This is a genomic window from Marinobacterium sp. xm-d-579 (genome assembly GCF_013282935.1).
Lineage (GTDB): Bacteria > Pseudomonadota > Gammaproteobacteria > Pseudomonadales > Balneatricaceae > Marinobacterium_E.
The window spans coordinates 369,664-394,520 of record NZ_WBYP01000001.1 but is presented as its reverse complement, the minus strand read 5'-3'; the positions used below and the strand labels follow the sequence as shown (position 1 = coordinate 394,520).

General features: G+C 49.1%; 22 protein-coding genes. 21 read left to right on the top strand and 1 reads right to left on the bottom strand.

The genetic code is table 11. The annotated features are described in order from the left end of the window. Positions 1-3: 3 nt before the first annotated feature. The 7 genes from XMD579_RS01980 (at position 4) to XMD579_RS01950 (ending at position 7,085) form a co-directional block, all read left to right on the top strand. On the top strand, positions 4-420 hold the full coding sequence (locus XMD579_RS01980) for a type IV pilin protein (protein WP_173498248.1): 417 nt from the start codon (positions 4-6) through the stop codon (positions 418-420). Further along, on the top strand, positions 420-887 hold the full coding sequence (locus XMD579_RS11310; protein ID WP_173505734.1) for a GspH/FimT family protein: 468 nt from the start codon (positions 420-422) through the stop codon (positions 885-887). The genes XMD579_RS01980 and XMD579_RS11310 overlap by 1 nt, the downstream gene beginning before the upstream one ends. 7 nt (positions 888-894) lie before the next feature. After that, positions 895-1,515 carry a PilW family protein gene (locus tag XMD579_RS01970; RefSeq protein ID WP_173494741.1) on the top strand — a complete coding sequence of 207 codons (621 nt, stop codon included), beginning with the start codon at positions 895-897 and terminating at the stop codon, positions 1,513-1,515. Between the two features lie 2 nt (positions 1,516-1,517). Beyond that, positions 1,518-2,600 (top strand): hypothetical protein, encoded by a 1,083-nt coding sequence (locus XMD579_RS01965; RefSeq protein ID WP_173505733.1) that lies wholly within the window; start codon positions 1,518-1,520, stop codon positions 2,598-2,600. Further along, positions 2,600-4,630: a hypothetical protein gene (locus XMD579_RS01960; RefSeq protein WP_173505732.1), complete on the top strand. Its 2,031-nt coding sequence runs from the start codon at positions 2,600-2,602 to the stop codon at positions 4,628-4,630. The genes XMD579_RS01965 and XMD579_RS01960 overlap by 1 nt, the downstream gene beginning before the upstream one ends. Before the next feature lie 35 nt (positions 4,631-4,665). Beyond that, entirely contained in the window at positions 4,666-5,148 is a 483-nt protein-coding gene (locus tag XMD579_RS01955; RefSeq protein WP_173505865.1) for a prepilin-type N-terminal cleavage/methylation domain-containing protein, read from the top strand. 308 nt (positions 5,149-5,456) lie between these two features. Continuing rightward, complete coding sequence (locus XMD579_RS01950; RefSeq protein ID WP_173495185.1) at positions 5,457-7,085, top strand: NAD+ synthase; 1,629 nt, start codon at positions 5,457-5,459, stop codon at positions 7,083-7,085. A gap of 135 nt (positions 7,086-7,220) precedes the next feature. Here the strand turns inward: XMD579_RS01950 and XMD579_RS01945 are convergent, their stop codons facing one another. Then, positions 7,221-11,141, bottom strand: a complete 3,921-nt coding sequence (locus XMD579_RS01945; RefSeq protein WP_173505731.1) for a NahK/ErcS family hybrid sensor histidine kinase/response regulator — start codon at positions 11,139-11,141, stop codon at positions 7,221-7,223. A gap of 278 nt (positions 11,142-11,419) precedes the next feature. Between XMD579_RS01945 and XMD579_RS01940 the strand changes: the two genes are divergently transcribed. The 14 genes from XMD579_RS01940 (at position 11,420) to zipA (ending at position 24,850) form a co-directional block, all read left to right on the top strand. Continuing rightward, positions 11,420-11,674 carry a DUF4212 domain-containing protein gene (locus XMD579_RS01940; protein ID WP_173482871.1) on the top strand — a complete coding sequence of 85 codons (255 nt, stop codon included), beginning with the start codon at positions 11,420-11,422 and terminating at the stop codon, positions 11,672-11,674. 10 nt (positions 11,675-11,684) lie between these two features. Beyond that, a complete protein-coding gene (locus XMD579_RS01935; protein WP_173482870.1) occupies positions 11,685-13,400 on the top strand; it encodes a sodium:solute symporter family protein in 1,716 nt (571 codons plus the stop codon). 244 nt (positions 13,401-13,644) lie between these two features. Continuing rightward, positions 13,645-15,471, top strand: coding sequence for a DUF294 nucleotidyltransferase-like domain-containing protein (locus XMD579_RS01930; protein ID WP_173482869.1), 1,827 nt, complete (start codon positions 13,645-13,647; stop codon positions 15,469-15,471). Positions 15,472-15,511: 40 nt separating this feature from the next. Then, a complete protein-coding gene (locus XMD579_RS01925; RefSeq protein ID WP_173480382.1) occupies positions 15,512-16,132 on the top strand; it encodes a 3'-5' exonuclease in 621 nt (206 codons plus the stop codon). A gap of 79 nt (positions 16,133-16,211) precedes the next feature. After that, a complete protein-coding gene (ccmA, locus tag XMD579_RS01920; RefSeq protein ID WP_173505730.1) occupies positions 16,212-16,862 on the top strand; it encodes a cytochrome c biogenesis heme-transporting ATPase CcmA in 651 nt (216 codons plus the stop codon). Continuing rightward, a complete protein-coding gene (gene ccmB, locus XMD579_RS01915; protein ID WP_173505729.1) occupies positions 16,862-17,542 on the top strand; it encodes a heme exporter protein CcmB in 681 nt (226 codons plus the stop codon). The genes ccmA and ccmB overlap by 1 nt, the downstream gene beginning before the upstream one ends. 5 nt (positions 17,543-17,547) lie before the next feature. Next, a complete protein-coding gene (ccmC, locus tag XMD579_RS01910) occupies positions 17,548-18,297 on the top strand; it encodes a heme ABC transporter permease CcmC (protein WP_173480385.1) in 750 nt (249 codons plus the stop codon). Positions 18,298-18,352: 55 nt separating this feature from the next. Beyond that, positions 18,353-18,532 (top strand): heme exporter protein CcmD, encoded by a 180-nt coding sequence (gene ccmD, locus XMD579_RS01905; protein WP_173480386.1) that lies wholly within the window; start codon positions 18,353-18,355, stop codon positions 18,530-18,532. Further along, complete coding sequence (gene ccmE / locus XMD579_RS01900) at positions 18,529-18,990, top strand: cytochrome c maturation protein CcmE (protein WP_173480387.1); 462 nt, start codon at positions 18,529-18,531, stop codon at positions 18,988-18,990. Before ccmD ends, ccmE begins: the two co-directional genes overlap by 4 nt. Further along, entirely contained in the window at positions 18,987-20,948 is a 1,962-nt protein-coding gene (locus XMD579_RS01895) for a heme lyase CcmF/NrfE family subunit (RefSeq protein WP_173488515.1), read from the top strand. The genes ccmE and XMD579_RS01895 overlap by 4 nt, the downstream gene beginning before the upstream one ends. A 9-nt stretch (positions 20,949-20,957) precedes the next feature. Then, positions 20,958-21,491, top strand: coding sequence for a DsbE family thiol:disulfide interchange protein (locus XMD579_RS01890; RefSeq protein WP_173480389.1), 534 nt, complete (start codon positions 20,958-20,960; stop codon positions 21,489-21,491). Continuing rightward, positions 21,488-21,949: a cytochrome c-type biogenesis protein gene (locus XMD579_RS01885; RefSeq protein WP_173505728.1), complete on the top strand. Its 462-nt coding sequence runs from the start codon at positions 21,488-21,490 to the stop codon at positions 21,947-21,949. The genes XMD579_RS01890 and XMD579_RS01885 overlap by 4 nt, the downstream gene beginning before the upstream one ends. Continuing rightward, positions 21,949-23,196: a c-type cytochrome biogenesis protein CcmI gene (gene ccmI / locus XMD579_RS01880; protein ID WP_173488517.1), complete on the top strand. Its 1,248-nt coding sequence runs from the start codon at positions 21,949-21,951 to the stop codon at positions 23,194-23,196. The genes XMD579_RS01885 and ccmI overlap by 1 nt, the downstream gene beginning before the upstream one ends. 46 nt (positions 23,197-23,242) lie before the next feature. Then, the gene (gene zipA / locus XMD579_RS01875) at positions 23,243-24,850 is read left to right on the top strand and encodes a cell division protein ZipA (RefSeq protein ID WP_173505727.1); all 1,608 of its coding nucleotides are present in this window, start codon (positions 23,243-23,245) and stop codon (positions 24,848-24,850) included. The last annotated feature ends 7 nt before the right edge of the window (positions 24,851-24,857 follow it).

The window sequence follows — 24,857 nt, the reverse complement described above, 5'->3', positions numbered from 1 at the left end:
TCAATGCGTCACCAAAAAGGCTTTACTCTGATTGAATTGATGATCGTAGTGACGATCATCGGAATTCTTGCGGCCATCGCTTATCCGGCTTATCAGGATTATGTGCTTCGAGCCAAGCGTGGAGACGCGATGAATGGATTGGCTGCGCTTCGAATTGCTCAAGAGAAGTATCGGGCTAACAACGTATCGTTCGCTACAGATTCATCAAGTGTCTTAGGTGAGGATCTTTCTGTTTCGCCTGAAGGCTATTGGAGTATAAGTGTTGTATCGGGTGCGTCTGCACCTACAGAATCGTTATATTATCTATCGGCAGTACCAAAATCACCTCATACTGACTCTACTTGTACTGAATTTATTGCTGACCGGGCTGGTGCAGTTGATGTTTCTACTGCTCCATTAGATACCTGTTGGGAACGATAATGCAGCGCATAGGCATAAATCAGAAAGGCGTCACTATGGTTGAGGTGATGGTGACAGTCGCTATTATCGGAATCATTGCGGCTGTCGCTATACCTTCATACCAAGATTACATCGCTAGAGAGCGTCTGTTAGGTGCTGCTCAGGCAATCTACAGTCAGGCAATATTGGCTAGGCGCCAAGCGGTATCGAACAATCGCACTAGATACTTCTTTGTCAGCGATGATTCGGGTGACTGGTGTGCCTATGCATCCAGTGCGAGTGACGCAACTTGTGCATCATCGGATGCACCAATCTATGCTCACGGACGTGATTACCCTGGCGTCACGGTTTTAACAGGAGTAAGTACAGCGTTTGTAATGCCGGCATTGTCAGCTGCGTCAGTCTCTATTTCAGTCACTGGTGAAAACGGTGATTCTCGAAAAATATCCATTTCCAATAATCAGTTGATTAGGGTGGTAGATGAGTAGATTGAGAATGAAGTTTCAGTCTGGCTATACCTTGATTGAACTGATGATCGGTATAGCGGTTGGTCTCATCGTTCTCTCTGGGGCGCTGTTTCTCTACCTTCAAATTGTCACCGTTGCTGAGTCGACTCTTGCTGCAACAAAATTGAATCGAGAATTAGGAATATTGGTAGATTCGATGAGCGGCGAAATTAGAAGGCATGGCTATTCAGCGGCGGGTAGTGCAAGCTTTTATCAAACTTCTAGCTCTGCAGGGCTTTCAGTTTCCGGAGATAACCAATGCATTCTCTACGCATATGATGGCGGGGAGAGTGACTCGGGTAGTGCTGAAGTTGTAGCTGATCGTAAAGGCTTTAGAAAAGTAGACAATGCTATCTACATTAAAACCAATGCTGTGGGTGAATGTAGCGATCCATCGGATTCTGTAAATTGGGAGCAATTCAGTAACTCTCTAGCAGTATCTGTGGCAGGTATGAGTGCTGAGGTAGATGTTTCCGCTTCAACAAGTGACGGAACTACTATTTATACACGGACTGTTGAACTAACAGTTTCAGCTGCAGATCCTTCGGGGCAGGTTAGCTCCTCCAAAACTGTTTCAATTCTTATTCCCAACAATGTTTTAGAGGAATAGAGATGATTTCTAGCGGCTTAGGAAATTATAAGAGAGAGCAGGGCATAGCCACACTTGTTACGGTTGTGGTGCTTCTGATTATTACGACACTCGCTGTGTTTACTGTCTCTTCATCGGTGGTTAATGAGAAGCAGGTTGTGGCTAATGAGTTGCGAGCACTCGCTGCATTTGAGGCTGCTCAAGCCGGATTAGCAGAGGGCGTCGCTGCATTTCGTGAGAGTCCACAGGAGTCGGCTTCATCATCAGGAGCTATGCCCTCAGGGCAAGGTCGTTGGGGTTATAGTGTGACTTCGGGTGATGAGACTGTTATCTCCTCAATTGGTACGAGTGATGACGGGTCTGTTCAACGACAGATGCGGATGAATATAACCTTCTCCAGGTTGGACTTGCCCGATGCACCAGTAGTTGCTGCTGCGGGCGCGAATTTTAGTGGTAATTTTGAAGTTAAAAATCTCAACGGAAACCTTACAGTTTGGTCTGGCGGTACCGTTGATTTGAGTGGTTCATTTTCAACAAAAGTACCTCATCCTACGGATGATGGCGTCTATATCACCTCTTCAAGTAGCAGTTATCGAGGCAGTGATCTGATCGAAAACGACCCTAATTTAAGTTCGTTGAATGAAGAGGATTTTCAGCGTGCCTTTCTTGGTAGTACCGTAGATGAGTTTTGCAAAAGTGCATATATAGATCAGAACGACGATACCATCGATTTTCAAGCTGAGATTGAAAGTTCAGGTAGCGTTATATGTATTACAAATACTAAAGTCGTCGAGTCTTTTCCAGATACAGTATACGAAGCAGTAACGATACCTACAGGTACTGATCTTGGTGGTATCCCCAAAACTATTATTATCAATGGGGATTGGGATCAATCAAATCCTAATGACTTTATGGGTCTGGTGTTTGTGAATGGTTCAGTCGATAAGTTGAATGGTAGTAGTACCTTTAAAGGCTCGTTGCTTGTCAATGGTGATGTTGATATGGGTAATGGTGGCCCCGATTTAGAGTTTTCTATCGACTATACTTCGAACTTAGGAGACTCTGTGACAGCCTCTGCAGTGGCAGGTAGCTGGAGGGATTGGTAATGCAAAAACTGCGTGGATTTGTGCTAATAGAGGCGATGGTGGCACTTGTTGTGTCTGTGGTCGGATTGCTTGGGATTGCACTTTTTTCATCACAACTCTTCTCTGAGACTACAAACTCCAAAGCTCGCGCGGAGGCTATCGTTGTTGCGCAAAAAGAGATGGAGCTATTACGTCACTATGCGGGTCAGTATGAGTTGGCCTCCATAGCGACTGTATCAGTACCTTGGCCTAGTCAATCTACTTACATATCTACAAACCAATCTTACTCAGTTGGCGGTAGTCTAGCATCTGAATCAGGAGGGTCATGTCCTGGATCAGGTAACAAATGCTCTGCAGTTATTGAGGTCTCATGGGGTGAGCCGGGTGCGTTAGAATCGGTTCAGCTAAGCACAATTATTGTAAGTGATATATTCGATTCAACTGCAGTTAATGGTACGGGAACGGGTGTTGTTGTGGGAGGAAACCCCTACGCTATTGATCCTCCATCGGGAAATGCTCAGTACGGAGATGATGCGCAAGGCGGTGTTCTTCCCTCGGGGTTGTCTTTGGAGACTGTGACTGTCTCTTCTGCAGTAGGCTCAAGTGAGATACGACTTCTTGGAGAAGTTGAAAGCGTAACTAAAGAGTTGCTTACATATAGCGGCACTGCATTCGCAGAGATTCGTGGTGTTGTTTATGTAGATAATGCATCCACTACGCTTAGTGAAAGTGACTTGGGCACTATTGTTATACGTCCCTCTGATACGGGGGTATGCCCTAAAGGACCAGCGAAATCGATTACAGGTTCTGATGATTGGTTTTTTGAGTACCGATGCTTCTTTGGCGATGGTTGGTACGGCAGTATTCAGGTGTCGGTAGTAACTGGTGATAGTTTTGAGACTGATAAAACTCAGTGTGTAGGCGATCCAACGGTACTTTCAAATGACGGCACACTAGTATCCCGACATGCGCAAATTGCCGTAGGTGCAGTGCGCAGGTATAGAGGATATTCGATCGCTTATGGGGAAAGTGGCCCTCTTTTTGATGGCTCAGGTAATTTGCTTCTAGTTACACATGGTATGGATGCTGGCGATGTGTATGGGTATGGGACTGCACTCACGGGCCAGGACTTAATAGTGGGAGATGGCCAGCACGACTTTGTTCTAGTTTCGAATCAAGGGGGTGGATCAGTCTCAACTGATGCGGAATGTGAAACGAGACTCGGATCAGCGGTTAATTCCGTTGCTTATACCAGTTATATCCCAGGCTTTACCGCAGGGTTTGAAAATTTTGTTGGTAATACGGGTGACTACGTCTGTCTTGAGGTTAACGGTACCAGAAACTGTCCTACCGCAGTGACATCTATAGATAGTGAGGAGGTGTCTGCTGCTGTTGTTAGTATTACAGGGGCAATTACCGCTCCGGAAGATTTTACTTCTGCGGCTCTTTTTTCTACCACATCACAATTCCCCACTGGTTTGATTTCGCCTTGTTATCGTTTAGATGATGGTTCCTGTGATCCTGAGCGTGTGACACCAATTAATGTTTGTTCTAACGATGCAGAAACATTCTCGTGCAGTGTGTTTACTTCAGTAAGTGGAAGTGGATGGAGTGGGACGATCACACATACGATTAGTGGGGCAGATTTTAGTATCTGCGACCCATTAGGAGGTGTTGAGTCAATTACCGCGAGTTCACCATCAGGTCATGATATAACCGTGGTGAGCGGTAGCTGCGCAATAAACTACTTAGGTAACTATGATCTAATATTAACCAACGGCATGGGTAATAAGGTAACAATCAAAGGGGATAGTGTAACCTATACTGGAAACGCAATTGTTAGCTGTGGCGATGTTGATGATACTAATGATTATATAAATATCGCAGATGGCGCTGTTGCTCCCACGTTAAGTGGTTTGTGTAGTGTAAATGCTGGTGACCTGTCATTGAGTGACACGATAACCGTAGGGTCATTGACTGCAGATGTGACGGCTATTACTCCAGCCTCCGGTGGTTCCGGCGGCTCGATATCTGCCACTTTACAGCCTTAATAGGAAATTTTTTCTCAAGGATCGAGGAATAAAAAATGGAAAGAAAGCCAAACCCAAGGACGGGTGGCTACACCCTCATCGAACTGATGATCGCAGTCGTGATCATCGCTCTTCTCTCTTCAATTGCGCTGCCTGCGTATACTCAGTTCACGGTTCGTACCAAGTTGATGGATGCTTTGGGAGCAACGGAGCCAATTAAGCTGGCGCTGGTTGATTATGCCATCGCGAATGGTGATACTTCCGGGTTAGCTGGGCTTCACTGGAGTACTGCATTGAGTGAGTTAGGCGTCAGTAATGAGTATTTTGGTGATAACTCTGCTTATGTGAAAAATGCCTGGTGGAGCCATACTGCCGGCGAGATTCGGGTATCGATTGCCAATATTGATGAGCTGGAAGGGCGGCGGTTTGTGTTGCGGGCGGAGAATCCGGATTTTCCGACGACTTGGCGTTGTATTAGTGATGATTCGGATGAGTCGTTGATTCCTAGTAAGTATTTGCCGGGGTTTTGTCGGGAGTGAAAGTATGGGTGATTGTGCGGATGACAGGTTAAAACCAGTCACCATATCTAAAAGCGGTCGGCGTCCCTTTGGGAGGCCTCCTACAGGGTGTGTTTTTCCATGGTGCGGATGACAGGTTAAAACCAGTCACCTGATCGCTTCCTCTTTGAGAAAGCTCCAACAGGGTGCTTTTTATTGGGGTGGTGATAGGCTGAAGCCAGTCGCCATGAATGAATTTTCGGGCTTTTTCGCTTTGCTCAAATTCCCTCCTACGGGGGATGTGCGTATACTTTGGCAATCTATTTAATTTGAAGATTTCAGATCGCTTTATGTCTCAACAACTTGTCGTCGCGCTCGCTCAAATCAATTTTCTTGTCGGTGATATTCCGGGTAATACACAAAAGATGATCGATGCTGCTATGGATGCAGCGTCTCAAGGTGACACGGATATTATCGTCTTTTCTGAGTTGTCGATTACTGGTTATCCGCCCGAAGACTTGCTGCTGCGTCCAAGTCTTAAGCGTCGAGTTGATGAAGCTCTAAATCGCTTGAAAACTGAGGTCCGTGGCATCGCTCTGTTGGTGGGCTATCCAGCTGAAAAAGAGGGCGAGTTACGCAATATGGCGGCCATCATTGAGGATGGTGAGGTGTTGATCGAGTATGCCAAACAGCATCTGCCAAACTACCGTGTATTTGATGAAGATCGCTACTTTGAACCGCACACTAATGACGGTGTGTTTGAGTACAAGGGTCACACTTTAGGGTTGCAAATCTGTGCCGATATTTGGGAGAAAGAGCCGACTCAACGTCAGGCCGAGGCTGGTGTTAAAGCGATTCTTGTACCAAATGCATCGCCCTATCACATGGGTAAAACCAATGAGCGTACTGAGGTATTACAAGACCGTGCAACTACTTCCAATGCACCGATTGTCTATGTAAACCAAGTGGGTGCGCAGGATGAGTTGGTCTTTGATGGTGGTTCGCAGGTCGTGGATTTCACTGGGCAGCTAGCCTACATGGCCCCTCATCATGAGGAGGGTATCTACAAGGTCTCTATCGATCTTGAATCGGGTGCTGTTGAGCCGCTACAGCCTTCAACGCCCGAAGCTGATCGATACAGCATGGTCTACCAAACGTTGGTAATGGGTGTACGCGATTACGTTAACAAGAACGGCTTTAAGGGGGTAGTGTTTGGCCTCTCTGGCGGTATCGATTCGGCATTAACGGCTGCAGTTGCTGTGGATGCCTTGGGTCCGGATCGCGTTGAGTGTGTCATGATGCCGTTTAAGTACACCTCCTCTATCAGTGTCGAAGATGCTGCACTGGAAGCAGAGGCTCTAGGCATTCGCCACTCAGTGATCTCGATTGAACCGATGTATGAAGCATTCATGCAGGAGTTGGCGGGCGAATTTGCTGGCACAGAGGTCGATGCAACGGAAGAGAACCTGCAAGCACGCTGTCGGGGTGTCTTGTTAATGGCGATTTCCAACAAGAAAGGCTACCTCGTTCTGACGACCAGCAATAAATCGGAAACGGCCGTTGGTTATTCGACCTTGTACGGTGATATGGCGGGTGGTTTCTGTGTCCTTAAAGATATTCCGAAAACTCTGGTCTATGAGCTATCGCGTTACCGCAATACGATCAGCCCGGTCATCCCAGAGCGTGTCATCACTCGTCCACCCTCGGCTGAACTTCGTCCAGATCAAACAGACCAAGACAGCTTGCCAGATTACGATCAGTTGGATGCGATCATCGAGATGTACGTCGAGCATGATTACAGCGCAGAGATGATTATTGCTGAGGGGTACAACGAAGCCGATGTACTGCGAGTGATTCGTCTAATCGATATTAATGAGTATAAACGTCGCCAAGCGCCGATCGGAACGCGTATTACCAATCGTGGCTTTGGCCGTGATCGACGTTATCCGATAACGTCTGGTTGGAAGGCTGGGGTGTGACGCTGAAGTGTCACCGGGTCAGACCGGAGGTCAGACCCAGGTTTACTGTGTCAGGCTGAAGGGCAGACACCGCCACCAAAAAATCGCGGCCTTTTTAAGACCGCTCCAACAACAAGTTTAAGACCGCTCCAACAGCTACTTCGAGACGTTTTTGCTGATCAGCTGGCGCAGAGCGGCTGGTTTGACCGGTTTGTTCAGCAGTATCGCGCCGTGTTCTGTTATCTCAGCTTTGACCTCGTCGGTTCGGTCGGCGGTGATGATGATCGCTGGTACATCGCCTAGACCCAGTTCAGCTAGCTCTTGCAGTGCCATGATGCCGGTATCGGTCTCGCCAAGGTGGTAATCGACCAGCATGATGTCGGGTGTGAATGAACCTTCGCTGCAGGTTTCAACGGCCGCCTGAATGGAGAGGGCGGTTCGTACTTCACAGCTCCATCCTGTAAGTAGCGCGGTCATCCCCTCTAGGATCTTCGGTTCGTTATCGATCACCAATACGTTGACGCCGTTTAGGCCTTTCGAGCGGATCCAGCCACGCTGTTGTGGTTTCTGCTTCACAGCAAGTGCAGGGTCGCCCAGCGGAACATCAACACTGAAGACCGTGCCTTTGGTCGGCCAGGATCGAACATTCAGCTTATGCTTCAGCATCTTGGCGATACGTTCTGTAATCGCCAAGCCTAATCCGAGACCCTGTACCTCTGAGTGGCGTGGGTTGTCGATGCGACGAAACTCTTCAAAGACTTCAGAGATCTTATCCTCTGCAATGCCGACACCGGTATCCCATACTTCAATGCGGATAAACTTGCTGTGGTGGCGAACACCCAGCAGTACTCGGCCCGAGTTGGTGTAGCGGATCGCATTTGAGATGAAGTTCTGCAGAATACGACGCAGTAGTGTTTGATCTGAATGCACCACCGCTTTGCAGTCGATACTCTTGAATTTCAGCCCTTTCTTCTCCGCCATAGCGGTGAATTCAGTATCCAGGTTCGAGAAGACGTTTTGGACAGAGAAGTGAGTCATGTTGGGCTCTAGCGCACCGGCATCCAGCTTGGAGATGTCCAGTATGGCAGTAATGAGCTCTTCCGCTGATCGCAGAGCACCATCCAAGTTATCAACCAACTGTGCGGTCTCGTTCTGGTGACTCTGTTGAGCCAGCGCCGATGTGAAGAGACGAGCCGCATTCAGTGGTTGCAGCAGGTCGTGGCTGGCCGCAGCCAAGAATCGTGTTTTACCTAAGTTGGCCGCTTCAGCATCCGATTTGGCCTGGCGTAGTTCATCTTCCATTAGCGCACGGACGGTGTTCTCTTTGCGCAGCTCTTTGTTAATTAGGGATACCGCTTGGGTGCGCTCTTCAACACGTTTCTCAAGGTTTTCATTAGTCTCTTGCAGAGCGATCTCGGCATTACGGCGCTCTGTGATATCTTGGTAAAGTGTGAAGTAACCCAAGATGTCCCCGTACTCGCCAATGTGCGGAATCATCGTTAACTCAGCAAAGCGCAGTGAATCGTCTTGGGTCGGTAAGCGAGCTTCAAATTTGACACGTTCACCCTGCAATACACGTCTCACGAACGGCTGGCGCAACTCATACTGATCTTTAGGCATGATGGTATGACTAGGTGTGCCGGCAATGGTATGTCGGTTAATGCCAACGCCATCAGCAAACGCTTTGTTGACGAATAGGTAGTTCTGCTCCGGATCGAGATAGCTGATCATGACCGGCACGTTGTCGGTATAGACGCGGATGTTCTGCTCACTCTCACGCAGTGCGTCTTCGACACGCTTGTGCTCGGTAATATCCATGTAGGTGTTGACGTAACCGCCATCGGGCATCGGGTTACCGCGTACCTCTAACACTTGGCCGTTCGGGCGATAACGTTCAAACCCGTGCGGTTTGCCAGAACGCAGCAGCTGCATGCGCTGTTCAACCTGTTCATCGATGGAGTTTCCAGAGAATCCATACTCACCATGAACCGCGTTGAAACGGATAATCTCCTCGATGGGGCGGCCGACGCTAATTAGCTCTTCTGGGTAGTCGAACATGTCGATGAACTTTTGGTTCCATGCAACCAGACGATACTTCTGATCGACTACGCTGATGCCCAGAGAGACGTTCTCAATGGTCGACTGTAGCAGCGATTTGTTGAAACGCAGTGCCTGTGATGCCTCATCAACAATCGCAACGACATCGCCAATCTGCATATCTTTACCGCGCAGTGTCGAGTCCATGACGATTCGAGCTGAAGACGCACCGATCACACCGGCCAGTAAGCGTTCGATGTATTGAATCAGTTCGTTATCCGCTTTGACACCCGCTGGCAATGGCTCTTCATCGCGACTGCTCCAATACTCGTTCATCGCCTCTTGTGTGCGGCGAATGCCCAAGAAACGCTCGGCAAGCATCTGCAGGTCGCTGATGGTGACGGGTGTCGTCTGACGGCCTGGCTCTGTTGTTTCATCGCGTCGGCTATCGACATATGCACTGGCCTGAATACGATCCACCAAGCGGGCGCGCGTTAGGTTGGATACTAGGTAGTAGGCCAGAATGTTAATGCCCAGAGACCAGATGACACCATGAGTCAGTGGGTTAATTCCTTGAATTCCAAATAGGGAGGTTGGTTGTAACCAAGTTGGAATGACACCGTCACGTATCAGTGTATCAGGAACTAAATTGGCGACTTCGAATACAGGGTAGACTAGCGTATAGCACCAGAGTGCAAAGCCGCTTACTAAGCCAGCAATGGCACCGCTTCGGTTGCCCTCTTTCCAGTACAACGCACCGATGATACTGGGTAAGAATTGAATCGCTGCGACAAAGGCGAGTAGACCAAAGGAGGCGAGGGAACCCTGGTCCCCCAAAATTCGGTAGTAGAAGTAGCCCATCAACAGAAGCATGAAGATGGTGATACGGCGCACACTTAACAGTAGTCGGCCAAGATCTTTGCTCTCTGCAATGCGAAGACTCGGAATGCGCAGCAGAATAGGAATGACTATGTCGTTACAGACCATGGTAGCCAGAGTAATAGAGGCCACGATAACCATACTGGTCGCCGCTGATAGGCCACCGATAAAGGCAAAGGTTGCCAGTCCAGGATAGCCCTGGCTTAACGGTAAGGTCAGTACCCAAGAGTCCGGGTTAAGCGCGAAGGTTGGCAGTGAGATAGCACCGGCCGACGCGATGGGCAGAACAAATAGCGCTAGCAGGAATAGGTAAGTGGGGAAGAGCCAGCGGGCGATTCTAAGGTTGTTGTGTTTGATGTTCTCGACAATGGTCACGTGGAACTGGCGTGGTAGACAGATGATCGCCCCACAGGCCAACAGAATTTCAGTTAAGAAACTCCCCGCAAACAGTGAACCTGAAAAGTTTATCGAGTGCAGTTGCGATTGAACGCTGGCAACGGTCTGCTCTACACCACCATAGAATTCAAAGGTGACAAAGAAACCGACCGCAAGGAAGGCGGTCAATTTGATGACCGACTCAAACGCAACGGCTAATACCAAACCCTGATGGTGCTCAGTGGCATCGATATGGCGAGTACCAAACAGAATCGCGAATAGGGCCATTGTTAGTGCTACTACAAGGGCGGTATCACTACCTTTGCTCAGTGCCTCGGTCGCAGCAGGCGCAATCGCGTTGTAACTCACTGCAACCGCTTTTAGCTGAAGTGCGATGTAGGGAATGGTTCCCAACACCGCTATGACTGTAACCAGAACGGCGATGGTTTGACTTTTGCCGTAACGTGACGAGATAAAGTCGGAGATAGTAGTAATGTTCTGCTGTTTACTGACACGACTGATCTTTTCGATGACCTGCCAGCCCAAAATGAAGACAATGACCGGCCCTATATAGGTCGCCAAAAACTCCCAACCAGTGGTATGAGCTCGTCCGACGGCACCATAGAAGGTCCAAGATGAACAGTAAACCGCTAAGGAGAGAGAATAGATGATCGGGTTGCCCGCCCAGCTCTTCCCGGCACGACTTCGATCGCCCAAGTAAGCGATCGCAAAGAGTAGGCCAAGGTAGCCTAAAGCGATGAGGGTGACGGATAGACCTGATAGCATGGTGTGATTCCTAACAACAGTTGCCTGCATTCTAACGATTTGTGCCGTTTCGACCAAAAGTTTCAGTTTAATGCTTAAAAACAGTGTTTTTGATGTAATTTTGGTTATAAAGGTATATCTAAAAGTTTGAAAAATCATTAAAATCAGCCACTTACTTAAGTCTGTGCGACTAAAGTTGCTCTCCTTTTAGGGAGATGGCTTAGGTATGATGTCTACAACTGTGGTAATCACAGCCTTTTTGTTTATAACAACAACTTGTAAAGGGATAGGTTATGTCAATGACCAAAGAAAATGCGCAGGCATACTGGGGTGAGAACCTTCGCATTATTATCACCTACATGGCGATCTGGTTCGTCGTATCGTTTGGATGCGGTGTGCTATTCGTCGATGCTCTTGATCAAATCCAATTCTTCGGTTTCCCGCTAGGATTCTGGTTTGCTCAACAGGGTTCAATCTTTGTATTCGTCGCGTTGATCTGGGCTTACGTGTCTAGCATGAACAAACTTGACGAAAAATATGACGTTCACGAGTAAGGAGTAAATCATGAGTCTTGACGCGTTAACGTTTCTATTTGTAGGTGGCTCTTTCGCCCTTTACATTGGTATTGCGATCTGGGCACGTGCCGGATCAACTAAAGAGTTCTACGTTGCAGGCGGTGGTGTACCACCAGTTGCAAACGGTATGGCGACTGCTGCGGACTGGATGTCAGCTGCATCGTTCATCTCACTAGCGGGTATCGTATCGTTCATCGGTCGTGATGCTTCTGCCTACCTAATGGGTTGGACAGGTGGTTACGTACTACTAGCGATGCTACTTGCACCTTACCTACGTAAGTTTGGTAAGTTCACAGTGCCTGACTTCATCGGTGATCGTTACTACAGCAACACTGCTCGTACGATTGCGGTTATCTGTACCATCATCATCTCGTTCACATACGTAGCTGGCCAGATGCGCGGCGTTGGTATCGTATTCTCACGTTACCTACACGTAGACATCAATACTGGTGTAATCATCGGTATGGCGATCGTATTCTTCTACGCTGTACTAGGCGGTATGAAGGGTATTACTTACACTCAGGTTGCTCAGTACTGTGTATTGATTCTTGCATTCATGGTTCCTGCGATCTTCCTATCAGTTCAGGTAACTGGTCACTTCCTTCCACAGACTGCACTAGGTGCAACTCTGGAGAGCGGTCAGTCAGTACTTGCGACTCTGGATGCATTGTCTGTTGAGCTAGGTTTTGCTCAGTACACTGCAGGTTCTAAAACTACGGTTGACCTATTCTTCATGACGGCTGCACTAATGTGTGGTACTGCAGGTCTTCCTCACGTAATCGTTCGCTTCTTCACTGTACCTCGCGTAAAAGATGCGCGTATCTCAGCTGGTTGGGCGCTTATCTTCATCGCTATCCTTTACACATCTGTACCAGGTGTTGCGGGCTTCGGTCGCGTAAACCTAATCCAGACTGTAAACGGTACTGCTGAAACTGCGGCTTCTGGCGTTGCTAACACGGGTGTTAAATACGAAGACATCCCTGAGTGGTTCGCTCGTTGGGAAAACACTGGTCTTATCAAGTGGGAAGACAAAAACAACGATGGCGTTGTTTTCTACAGCAAAACAGATGCAAACGAGCTAACAGTTAACCGTGACATCATGGTACTTGCTAACCCAGAGATCGCTCAGCTTCCAGCTTGGGTAATCGCTCTAGTGGCAGCAGGTGCGGTGGCAGCGGCACTATCAACAGCAGCGGGTCTTCTGTTGGTAATCTCGACATCGATCTCGCACGACTTGATGAAGAAAACCATCAATCCGAACATCACCGACAAGCAGGAGCTTCTATACGCACGTGGTGCAGCAGTCGTTGCGATTCTTGTGGCTGGTTACTTCGGTGTTAACCCTCCAGGCTTCGTAGCACAGGTTGTTGCATTGGCATTCGGTCTAGCAGCATGTTCTGTATTCCCTGCGATCCTAATGGGTATCTTCAGCAAGCGCATGAACACTCAAGGTGCAGTCGCTGGTATGGTCGTTGGTATCGTATCGACTATGGCTTACATCGTGTACTTCAAGTTCATGGGCGGCACTAAAGACGAAATGTGGTTCGGTATCTCTCCAGAGGGCTTCGGTACTGTGGGTATGATCCTGAACTTCGTTGTGGCTAAAGTTGTCTCTTCTATGACAGCTGAGCCACCTGCTGAAATCCAGCAGATCGTTGAAGACATCCGTATCCCACGTGGTGCGGGCGCAGCTCAGTCTCACTAAGAGCTAGCTGACAATGAGAAAGGCGTCCTTCGGGGCGCCTTTTTTAATTGCCGATGGTGGCTTTGTATAGATGTCGGGGTTTGTCGCTGCGCGCCAATTCCCTCCTACAACCTAACTTTGTAGGAACGAATTTAGTGAAACTAAAACCGTGACGCTTTTCAGAAAAAGTTGATTTGAGTTCCTGCAATTTTTTCTAAAACGCGCAATACTCAATTGATTATTCGACGACCGAAGTGAGGGTCCAATGCCTGATTCTTTTAAGATGGGGAATCTCCCTTTTAGCCTGCTGACTGAGTCCGAACAGGAGTTCTTGCGCTCCAATCTTGATATCGGCTACTACCAATCTGGTGAGGTGATCATTAAAGCGGGTGATCAGTCAGAAGGTGTCTATGTGGTCTTTCGAGGTCGCGTAGCAGAGAGTGAGCCTCAGGATGAAGATGATGAGATGCTACACGTCTTCATGCACTACGAAAATGAGGACTACTTTGGTGGTTGGTCCGCGATGCATGGCTCTGCCATTCATAACTTTACCGCTGAAGAGGAGACGATCTGTCATATCTTCTCGACCGATATCCTGCTTGAGCTGATCGACTCGAATCCCGGTTTTGCCGACTATTTCCAACAAAATCTAGCCGCGAAATCAGAAATCGTTGCGCAGCAGGGCGAAGGCCAGGATATGGCTGAGTTTATGCTGGCGACGATAGAAGAGGCGGTGGTTCGTGACCCTCTGATCGTTAATGAAGGGACTAGCATTAAAGAGTCGACTCAACTGATGCGCGAGACTAAGTCGGATTCGGTCTTAGTTCGTCGTGGTAGTCGTATTGGTATGGTGACTGGTACCGATATTCTCAATGCTATTGTTCTCAATGATGGTTCAGTCGATGAGGATGTTGCGACCATCGCGACCTATCGATTGATCACCTGTAAGCCGGATGACTTCCTTTTTAACGCTTTGGTCATTATGACGCAGCAACAGATCGAGCGTGTGGTTGTCATGGAGGGCGATACCCTGGTTGGCGTGGTGCAACTGACGGACGTGCTCTCCTACTTCTCTAGTCACTCGCACGTGATTGGTCTGCGCCTTGAGCGAGCCAGTACGATAGAGGATCTCAGAGAGGCAGCAACAGGGTTGAACAACCTCATCAAAGCGCTGATCTCTACCGGTGTTCGTATTCGTTTTACTATGGATCTTCTTGCGGCGATGAATAAACGGATCATCGCTAAGCTGTTTGATCTGGTGGTGCCGGCCGATATGCAGCCTCACGTCTGCTTGATTGTGATGGGGTCTGAAGGTCGCGGTGAGCAGATCATGAAGACGGATCAAGACAACGCGTTGATCTTTCGTAATGGCCTTAACTGGGCTGAAAAGCGACAGACCATGCAGCGCTTTAGTGAGACGTTAATTTCGTTTGGCTTCCCGCCTTGTCCCGGCAATATCATGGTCTCTAACCCTGAGTGGATCAATTCAGTCGATGACTGGACCCAGAAACTGCAGGACTGGTCGATGAGCAGCGATCCCGAGGACCAGATGCGACTGGCGATAGCGGTGGATGCCAAGCCGGTCGCGGGTAACGTAGCACTGTTTAAAGTGGCTCGAAACTGGTTCCTGCGTACTATGCGTAACAATGATCTGTTCTTCTCGCATTTTGCTAAAGCGGCGGTTGAGTTTGATACACCGTTAACCTTCTTTGGCAATTTAAAAGAGCGTGGAGAGTTGGATATCAAGAAGGGCGGAATTTTTCCTATTGTTCATGGCGTAAGAACCTTCGCGCTTGAGCAGAGAATCCTTGCTACCAATACCTTTGAGCGTTTAGAGGCCCTGGTCGATGCAGGGGTAATGCAAGAGAGTGTCTCTAAAGATATCTCAGAAGCACTAGGTCTGTTTGTGAACATTCGTCTGCGTCAGCAGATCCGTCGTGCAGAGCAGGCAGAGGATGGTATTGACCCAACGCCTAATATCATTGAGTTGCAACAATTGAATAAAATGGATAGAGAGTTGTTAAGGGATGCTCTGTTAGTCGTGAAAAGCTTTAAGAAATCACTAACGTCCCGATTCCATCTGTCGAGCTAAGCTGAATAGTGCTTCTGAACCAAAAGGATATTGGTTAAACATGATATTGCCTCGTGCTATACGCAAATTTAAAGACAAACGTGCGGTTAAAGATCCGCGTTGGGTCTCTCTTTTTGATCAGTATGAGGGTGATGAGGTTGTCTCGTTAGATTGTGAGACAACCAGTCTTGATGTCAGCGAGGCATCAATACTGTCGATTGGCGCCGTCAAAATCAAAGGTAAGCGCGTAAAGACCAGTGATCGTCTTGATATTAAATTGAAACCACCGGCTGATTTGACGGCTGAATCGATCAAAATCCATAAAATCCGCGCAGCCGATCTGGCCGACGGTGTCTCCATTGAGGAGGCGCTGGAGCAGGTGTTGGAGTTTGTCGGTAATCGCCCCATCCTCGGCTACTACGTCAACTACGATATTCGCATGCTCGATAAGTTCTTGCGTCCTGCGTTTGGCTTTGGTCTTCCTAATAAGGCGATCGAGCTGTCGCACGTCTATCACGACATCATTAAGTGGCGTCACGTTGGGGGTGATGTCGACCTGCGGTTCGACACTATTGCTGACAAACTGAATATGCCTATGATTCAACGTCATACGGCGTTAGGTGACGCAATCTCCGTAGCGTTGATGTATGTCCGTCTCAAGCACGGCGATACTCCGCTTTAACTGCTATCTCTACCTGACTACAGATGGTAATAAGGTTATAATTTCGCGAATTGTAATTTGCTAACCTTTTGGAGTCTTTGTGGCGCAGGCGCTTTTAACAGCCCAATCCCTATTTTGTGAGCGTGATGATCGTATTCTGTTCGATCATCTACAGCTGACTGTCTCCGAAGGTGAAATCTGGCAGGTTGAAGGACGCAATGGCTCCGGTAAAACGACGCTGCTGAGTATTTTGTGTGGTCTCAGCTCCCATTATGAAGGTGAGCTCTATTGGCGCGGTGAGCCAATGGATGAGGTGCGTGAACAATTCCTATCAGAACTACTATACATAGGTCACCAAGCCGGTGTCAGTTCCATGTTGACGGCAGAGGAGAATCTGCATTGGCAGTGTGCATTACACCCCTCTTTGGACGCTAGTCGAGCGCAACAAGCACTAGAGAGTGTGGGTTTGAAAGGGTTTGAAGATGTTCCTGCGCATCAGCTTTCCGCCGGTCAGAAGCGTCGTATCGCACTGGCAAAACTCTATATGAGCAGAGCGAAACTCTGGATACTCGATGAGCCGTTTACAGCAATCGATAAAATTGGTGTGGCAGCGAAAGAGGCGTTAATGGTTGAGCACATTCAAGCGGGTGGCAGTGTCATTATGACTACGCACCAGGATCTTAGTGCAGAGATTCCTCTGCATACCATCAATGTTGAACACTTCGCCTCGTCTCAACGGGAGTGGTCATAATGAGTTCCACTCTACAGCTGTTTAAGCAGACCTTTAGACGTGATCTTACGCTCGCGTTTCGTCGCAAAAGCGAACTGGTGAATCCGCTGATCTTCTTTTTAATTGTCGCGTCACTCTTTCCCATCGGAGTTAGCCCAGAGCCGAATTTTCTCTCTCAGCTAGCTCCCGGTCTGGTCTGGGTAGCGGCTCTGTTGGCAACACTGTTGTCGATGGAGACCCTATTTAAATCGGACTACGAAGATGGCTCGTTAGAGCAGTTGCTGCTATCACCTCAGCCAGTCTTTTTAGTGGTGCTATCCAAAGTGTTAGCTCACTGGTTGCTATCAGGTTTGGCGTTGACTTTAGTGGCACCCCTTTTGGGTGTGATGTTGTTCTTGCCTTCGGAGGGGATGCCCGGGTTGATGCTCAGTCTGTTGTTGGGCACTCCAACGCTGTCACTGATCGGTGCGATCGGTGCAGCACTGACGGTGGGTCTGCGTCGTGGTGGCGTGTTGATCTCTCTGTTGGTTTTGCCCTTGTATATTCCGGTGCTCATTTTTGGCTCTAGCGCCGTACAAGCAGCAGTAACAGGTTTGCCCCTAGATGGTTATCTGGCGCTGTTGGGGGCTATGTTGGCATTAGCATTGGCATTGGCGCCTATTGCAGCCGGTGCGGCATTACGAATTTCAGTGAGTGGATAAAAGTTATGGCTAGTAGTTGGTTACCTCGTTGGTTCTATCAGTTGGCATCACCTCGTTGGTGTTACTCGATCACCGGTAAATTGATTCCCTGGTTTGCGGCCATTGGTGGTCTTTTGTTTGTTATTGGTCTGGTGTGGGGGCTAGCGTTTGCGCCATCGGATTATCAGCAGGGCAATAGCTTCCGCATCATCTATCTGCATGTACCGACGGCGATTCTGGCGCAGAGCTTCTATATGTTGATGGCGATTGCCGGTGCAATTGGCCTGATCTGGAAGATGAAAGTGGCCGATATGGTGGCCAAATCTGTGGCGCCACTGGGAGCTGCGCTCGCTGTGTTAGCTCTGGCAACCGGTGCTATTTGGGGTAAGCCTACCTGGGGCTCTTGGTGGGTTTGGGATGCGCGTTTAACCTCAATGTTAGTGCTTCTATTCCTCTACTTGGGGGTGATGGCGCTCAACTCGGCTATTGAGAGTGAAACCACAGCCGCTAAGTCGACGGCGGTATTGGCGTTAGTGGGTCTGGTTAACATTCCGATCATTAAATACTCGGTGGAGTGGTGGAACACACTGCATCAGCCAGCCACTTTTAAAATCACAGAGAAACCAGCCATGCCCGCTGAGATGTGGATGCCACTTCTGGTGATGGTGATCGCTCTCTACTTAGTGTTTGGGCTAGCGATGATGTTGCGTCTTCGTAATGAGATTTTAACTCGCGAACGCCGTGCAGGCTGGGTAAAAGAGCTTCTTGGTAGTTAAGGTTTGCGTCAGAAAATGACACTACCTTACAGCCAACTCAAATTTTAGGTGAACTATGGCGTTTGAAACCTTTGCAGATTTTTTAAATATGGGCGGTCATGGCCTGTATGTCTGGTTAAGTTATGGGCTGGGTCTGCTGACCATCGCACTCTGCCTTTATCTGCCCATTATTCAAGGCCGCGAGACTCGTCGTTCGCTTCGCCGCCGCATTCAACGTGAAAGTGTTAAGTCATGAATCCAAAACGTAAAAAGCGATTAATCATTGTTCTTATGATTGTATTTGGCGCCAGTGCCGCGATCGGTCTGACGATGTATGCACTGAGTCAAAACATTAACCTATTCTACTCTCCGACTCAGATTGCCAAGGGTGAAGCCCCTGCAGACACCCGTATTCGTGCCGGCGGCATGGTCGTTGAAGGCAGTGTGAAACGCGATCCAAACTCGTTGCGTGTTACCTTTGAGGTGACCGACTACGAGAACAAGGTTGCCATTGAGTACAGCGGTATTCTTCCTGATCTGTTCCGTGAAGGGCAGGGCATTGTTGCGCAGGGTAAACTTGACGCCTCTGGCACACTGCAAGCCGTTGAAGTTCTTGCGAAGCATGACGAAAACTACATGCCGCCTGAAGTGGCAGAAGCGTTAGAGAAGAGCGGTAAGATGCCGATGCCTTCAAAAGAGGAGTTCAACAAGTGATTGCCGAACTGGGAACCTACTCTCTAATCTTAGCTATGTTTTTAAGCATTCTGCTGTCGGTTGTTCCGATGGTAGGTGCTCAGCGTTCGAGCCTGTTGTTAGTCAGCTACGCTCGCCCGCTGACGATCGGTGTAACTTTTTTTGTTGGTCTGGCCTTTGCTTTTCTGGTCTACGCCTTCTTAACCAACGACTTCAGTGTTGAGTACGTTGCCAATAACTCTAATACGGCCCTACCTTGGTACTACCGTGTCAGTGCTGTCTGGGGTGGTCATGAGGGGTCTCTTCTACTTTGGGTGCTCACCCTTGCTGGCTGGACTTTGGCTGTTGCTCTGAAGAGTAAAGCCTTGCCCTTGGACATCATAGGTCGAGTTTTGGGTGTGTTAGGCATCATCACGACCGGATTCCTGTCTTTTGTCATCTTTACTTCAAGCCCGTTCGAGCGTCTTTTACCTCGTTCTCCGGCACAGGGTGCTGACCTTAACCCACTGCTGCAAGATTTTGGTTTGATTGTTCACCCTCCAATGCTCTACATGGGCTATGTTGGCTTCTCGGTTGCGTTTGCCTTTGCTGTTGCAGCCCTGTTGAGCGGACGTATGGATGCCGCTTGGGCTCGCTGGTCACGTCCATGGACTAACGTCGCTTGGGCGTTCCTGACGCTGGGAATTGCACTGGGCAGTTGGTGGGCCTACTACGAACTTGGCTGGGGCGGCTGGTGGTTTTGGGATCCGGTCGAAAATGCGTCGTTAATGCCTTGGCTGGTTGGCACCGCACTGATTCACAGTCTGGCAGTCACTGAAAAACGTGGTGTCTTCAAAAGCTGGACGCTACTGCTTGCGATCTTTGCCTTCTCGCTCAGCCTGTTAGGAACCTTCTTAGTTCGTTCCGGCGTTCTGACCTCGGTGCATGCGTTTGCATCGGATCCAGCACGAGGTTTCTACATTCTGGTGATGCTTGCAGTGGCCATTGGGGGTTCCCTTCTGCTCTACGGCATTCGTGCCGCTCAGGTGAAGAGTGACTCTAGCTTTACCTTGGTCTCGCGTGAAACTCTGCTGTTGGTCAACAACGTTCTACTGACAGTCATCGCATTCACTGTGCTACTAGGCACCCTCTATCCTCTGCTAATTGATGCTCTGGGCATGGGTAAAATGTCGGTTGGACCTCCCTACTTCAATGCTTTGACGGTTCCTCTAGGCGCTCTGCTGATGGTGGCTCTGGGTGTCGGCGCGCTGGTGCGCTGGCGTCAAACTGATGCATCTCAACTGCTCAAACGTCTGATCGGTCCTTTAGTGCTTGCCGTCGTCTTTGGCGTCGCAACCATGATGATTCGTGGTGGCGAGGGTTGGGATCACTGGACTTATGTGGGCATTATCTTGGCCTACTGGATCGTCTTCTGTGCACTGGTCGATCTATACGATCGTGCCGGTAAGCGTTCAGGTTCACTCTTTGCCTCTCTGAAGAAACTACCTCGTGCTTACTGGGGTATGCATTTGGCACACTTGGGTATGGCAGTGCTTGCGGTGGGTATCGCGATGGTCTCAGCGTTTACTGAACATCGTGATCTGCGTATGGCGCCCGGTGATCGCCAAGAGGTTGGACAATATGTCTTTGAATTTAAAGGTATCGAGCACGTTGAAGGACCTAACTACACCTCTGACAAGGGTGTCATCAACGTCTACCAGGATGGTCAACTCTACGAAGTCATGACACCCGAGAAGCGTCTCTATACTGCCCGTGGCAACGTGATGACCGAAGCGTCGATTGATGCGGGTCTATTCAGAGATCTCTATGTGGCACTGGGTGAGCCTCTAGAGGATGGTGCTTGGGCGATTCGTCTGCAGTTTAAGCCCTATGTTCGCTGGCTCTGGTTGGGCGGTCTGTTGATGACTTTTGGCGGTTTCCTTGCGGCGATGGACAAACGTTACCGTAAGATGTCGCAGCGCGATGCGAAATTGGCCTAAGGAGTCGTCATGAAGAAACTGTTTCTATTTGCACCGCTGGCGCTCTTTATCGGTTTAGGCTTCTTTCTTTGGAAGGGTCTATACCTAGACCCGCGTGAACTGCCATCGGCACTGTTGAACAAGCCGATGCCTGAGTTTGAGTTGACCTCTGTTACTGATCCAAGTCGCAAGCTGACGGTGGACGATTTTAAAGGCGATATCGCACTGGTTAATGTCTGGGCTACTTGGTGTCCCACCTGCAAAGAGGAGCACGCCTTCCTTAATCAGTTGGCCAGCCAGGGTGTCACCATTTATGGCATCAACTATAAAGACGATTTAACCAAAGCGAATGATTGGTTACGTCGCTATCTAGACCCTTACAAAGAGGTTGTTTTTGACCCCCAAGGTCGTCTCGGATTGGATCTAGGGGTCTACGGTGCTCCAGAGACCTACGTGATCGATCAGCAGGGTGTTATTCGTTACCGTCATGTTGGTGCGGTGGATGCAACAGTTTGGCAGGATCTCTCGTCCGTCATTGAGACGATCAAGGGTGAAGCTTCATGATTCGCGCACTGTTTCTGTTGGTTCTATTGTCGAGCTCCAGCTTCGCAGCCATTGATACCCACAACTTCAAATCAGTGGAAGATGAGAAGCGTTTTCATGCTTTAGCGGCTGAACTGCGTTGCCCTAAGTGTCAAAACCAGAATATTGCCGATTCGGACTCCCCCATCGCAAAAGACCTACGCACCGAGGTGTTTCGTATGATCGATGAGGGTGCTGAAGATGAGACCATCATCGATTTTATGGTGACTCGCTACGGTGACTTTGTTCTCTATCGCCCCAAAATGAACAGCCAGACCTGGTTGCTATGGAATGGGCCGTTTTTAGTATTGGGCTTTGGTGTGTTAGTGATTTTAGCGGTTGTATGGCAGCGCCGTTCGCGTCGAAAAGTGAGCGAGGCAGCGCTAAGCTCTGATGATCAGGCACGTCTCGATGCGCTTTTAAAACAGGATAAAGAGTAATGTTGTATTTGTGGTTGGGTATTGCGCTGTTATCGGTCGTAGCCATTCTGTTTGTTATCTACCCGGTTTGGAAACAGTTCAAAGATAAAGTCGATACGGTCGTTACCTCTGACCCGCAACGCGATAACGTCGAAGTCTTTAAAGATCGTCTTCAGGAGTTGGAGCAAGAGGTCGCATCGGGATCATTGTCACAAGAAGACTTTGCCGTTCTTAAAACAGAGCTTGAAAAGAACTTGCTGATTGATGCCAGCACGGAGAGTCGTTCGCTCAGTTCCGAATCGATCTCAACTAAACAGTTTATGGCTGCCTCTTTTATCGCGTTAGTGGTGGTGGTTGCTTCATTAGGGCTTTACGCCAAAGTCGGTAGTGCACCAGCGCTAGAAGTGGCACTGAACATGTCTGAGGATCCTTTTGATGGTCGTCAGCCCACGCTGCAAGAAGCGATTGATCAGCTGCGTAAAGAGCTGGAGCTACAACCCGCAAACCCAGAAGGATGGTATCTGTTAGCCAGCACTCTGATGGGCCAGCAAGATTATCAGGGTGCGCTGGAGGCTTATCAAAATACCTTAGCCTACCTCACACCTCAGGATGTTCAGTATGCGACGGTGATGGGGCAGTTGGCACAGTCTATGTTCTTCGTTGCCGGTGGCATGACGCCTGAAGTTCGTGACCAAGTTGATAAAACGCTAGCGGCGGAACCGTTTGAAATCACAGCACTAGGCATTTTGGGAATCGATGCCTTTGAGCGTAAGGCCTATCGCGATGCGATTGGCTTCTGGTCAAAAGCGCTGATCAATGCCGATGGTGCTTCTGCTCAGTCGTTACAGAATGGCGTTGAGCGTGCTCGAAATGAGTTAATCGCCTTGGGTGAAGATGTCAGCGATATCGAAATGCCTGCGATGGCGGCTATACCCGTAAAAGTTTCAGTGGCTGCTGAACTGCTCGCTAATGTACCAGCAGAGACGCCAGTCTTCATTGTTGCGCGTCCTTTAGAGGGTGGTATGCCACTGGCAGGTGTGCGTTTAACGGCGGCCGATTTGCCGGTTGAGTTGGTGTTAAGTGATGCCAATGCGATGACACCTCAAGCCCGTCTATCGGGTTATGAGACCGTTTCAGTCAGCGCCCGAATCAGCCTCAGTGGTGATGTGACTCCACAGCCAGGCGATATGATTGCGGAAATCACTGATATACCTACAAAAGGTTTGTCTCAACCACTAGAAATAGTGGTCTCTGAAGTTGTAAAGTAGGGGTTTACAAAAAGCATAAATTTCAGTGGTTCAAGGATAGCGTTTAATGGAGTTAAGAGATTGGTTGATGGCGGCAGGTGCCGTGCTGATTCTGCTTATCCTTGTCGATGGATGGCGACGTATCAGCGGTGGCTCCAATCGAATCCGCATGAAGATCGATCCCTCCTCTGAATCGACTGACACTGATGAAATTGCCGATAAACATAATCCTGAACTGCCTAACGGGGGTGCTCGAGTAAAGCGCAAAGTTGAGCGCCCCGATATCGATGCCTTAATGGCAGCCGAAGCTCAGCAAGCCAGTCAAACTGAAGACCCACTTGATAGTCTAACGGCGCAGCCTGAACAATCCTCTGTTGAAGCTGAGCCAGTGATTGATGACCCTCTCGCTGATCTTCGAGTCGATGATCTTGAGCCCGATCCATTTGATAGCCTATCGGATGAAGGTATCGTATCGGCTCCTCGCAAAACCAATCTTAAGCCCAGTGAGCCGACGCTCTCTATTGACAGCCCTGAGTCTGAGAACAGCCCTGAGCTTGAGAGCAGTCCTGAGCCTGTAAGTAGCCTTGAGCTTGAGAACAGTCCTGAGCCTGAAGATAGCACTGAGCCTGAAGAAACGCTTGAGCAACCCATCGAAGAAGCCGTTCTAGAAGAGTCTGTCCAAGAAGAGGCAATCCAAGAGGAAGCCGTTCAGGAAGAGCCCGCAGCACCTGAAGTTGAAATTGCTGACGAGTCACCTGAAGAGGCGCTTGAACAAGAGATTACAGTCGAACAGACTGCAGAGCCAGAGCCAGAGCCAGAGCCAGAGCCAGAGCCAGAGCCAGAGCCAGAGCCAGAGCCTGAACCCGTTGCAGAACAACCTGTCGGTCACGTCGATGACCTATTTGGTCTAGATCTAGATCGCCCAATTCATGAGTTGGTCGATGCGGGCGCCAAAAAAGAGAAGCCAGTTCGTAAACGCAAATCACCTGTCAAAAAGCCCGAACCAGAGACCAGTGAGTTCGATCAGCTTCTTGAGCCTAATGTAGATGCCGTTGATGAACCGCTTGAGGATATTGAATCACTGGTGAGCTCGCTGCCAGAGATCGAAGAGCCTGAGCTGAACGACCAGAGTGATGCTATGCAGGACTCCGAGACTCAAGAGGCTGCAGTCGCCGCTGCATCTCCATCGACCGGACGACAGTTCCGTGAACTTGATCTCAGTGATCCAGAAACCCGCTTAGTTGTCTTTGTCGTTGCACCTAAGGGTGGCTCGCTATCGGGTGCTCATATTCAAACCGTGGTTGAGCGCTGTGGTATGGAGTTTGGTCAGATGGATCTTTTCCATCGTTACGAAGACAACAGTGATCACTCACCGATTCAATTTACCATGAGTGATGTGGGTGAACCTGGCTCATTCAACATAGAGACCTTGGCTGAACATGAGACGCCTGCGGTCACCTTCTTTATGTCGATGACCGAACCACGTGATCCTTCCTACGCGGTTGATTGCATGTTGGCCACGGCGGAGACGTTGGCTAAGGCACTGGGCGGTGAGATGCTCGACAGTGATCGTTCAGTGATGCGCCCACAAACTCAAGAGCACTATCGTGAGTTGGTGAAGGCCTACAAGCTTCGTTCACGCGCTAAGAGCCGTCGTACTCGCAAATCCAAATAAGTCCAAA

What these genes read in the sequence shown, in the direction of transcription:
- XMD579_RS01980 (WP_173498248.1), top strand. Translation starts at nt 4, where the DNA reads ATGCGTCACCAAAAAGGCTTTACTCTGATTGAATTGATGATCGTAGTG.
- XMD579_RS11310 (WP_173505734.1), top strand. Translation starts at nt 420, where the DNA reads ATGCAGCGCATAGGCATAAATCAGAAAGGCGTCACTATGGTTGAGGTG.
- XMD579_RS01970 (WP_173494741.1), top strand. Translation starts at nt 895, where the DNA reads ATGAAGTTTCAGTCTGGCTATACCTTGATTGAACTGATGATCGGTATA.
- XMD579_RS01965 (WP_173505733.1), top strand. Translation starts at nt 1,518, where the DNA reads ATGATTTCTAGCGGCTTAGGAAATTATAAGAGAGAGCAGGGCATAGCC.
- XMD579_RS01960 (WP_173505732.1), top strand. Translation starts at nt 2,600, where the DNA reads ATGCAAAAACTGCGTGGATTTGTGCTAATAGAGGCGATGGTGGCACTT.
- XMD579_RS01955 (WP_173505865.1), top strand. Translation starts at nt 4,666, where the DNA reads ATGGAAAGAAAGCCAAACCCAAGGACGGGTGGCTACACCCTCATCGAA.
- XMD579_RS01950 (WP_173495185.1), top strand. Translation starts at nt 5,457, where the DNA reads ATGTCTCAACAACTTGTCGTCGCGCTCGCTCAAATCAATTTTCTTGTC.
- XMD579_RS01945 (WP_173505731.1), bottom strand. Translation starts at nt 11,141, where the DNA reads ATGCTATCAGGTCTATCCGTCACCCTCATCGCTTTAGGCTACCTTGGC.
- XMD579_RS01940 (WP_173482871.1), top strand. Translation starts at nt 11,420, where the DNA reads ATGACCAAAGAAAATGCGCAGGCATACTGGGGTGAGAACCTTCGCATT.
- XMD579_RS01935 (WP_173482870.1), top strand. Translation starts at nt 11,685, where the DNA reads ATGAGTCTTGACGCGTTAACGTTTCTATTTGTAGGTGGCTCTTTCGCC.
- XMD579_RS01930 (WP_173482869.1), top strand. Translation starts at nt 13,645, where the DNA reads ATGCCTGATTCTTTTAAGATGGGGAATCTCCCTTTTAGCCTGCTGACT.
- XMD579_RS01925 (WP_173480382.1), top strand. Translation starts at nt 15,512, where the DNA reads ATGATATTGCCTCGTGCTATACGCAAATTTAAAGACAAACGTGCGGTT.
- ccmB (WP_173505729.1), top strand. Translation starts at nt 16,862, where the DNA reads ATGAGTTCCACTCTACAGCTGTTTAAGCAGACCTTTAGACGTGATCTT.
- ccmC (WP_173480385.1), top strand. Translation starts at nt 17,548, where the DNA reads ATGGCTAGTAGTTGGTTACCTCGTTGGTTCTATCAGTTGGCATCACCT.
- ccmD (WP_173480386.1), top strand. Translation starts at nt 18,353, where the DNA reads ATGGCGTTTGAAACCTTTGCAGATTTTTTAAATATGGGCGGTCATGGC.
- ccmE (WP_173480387.1), top strand. Translation starts at nt 18,529, where the DNA reads ATGAATCCAAAACGTAAAAAGCGATTAATCATTGTTCTTATGATTGTA.
- XMD579_RS01890 (WP_173480389.1), top strand. Translation starts at nt 20,958, where the DNA reads ATGAAGAAACTGTTTCTATTTGCACCGCTGGCGCTCTTTATCGGTTTA.
- XMD579_RS01885 (WP_173505728.1), top strand. Translation starts at nt 21,488, where the DNA reads ATGATTCGCGCACTGTTTCTGTTGGTTCTATTGTCGAGCTCCAGCTTC.
- ccmI (WP_173488517.1), top strand. Translation starts at nt 21,949, where the DNA reads ATGTTGTATTTGTGGTTGGGTATTGCGCTGTTATCGGTCGTAGCCATT.
- zipA (WP_173505727.1), top strand. Translation starts at nt 23,243, where the DNA reads ATGGAGTTAAGAGATTGGTTGATGGCGGCAGGTGCCGTGCTGATTCTG.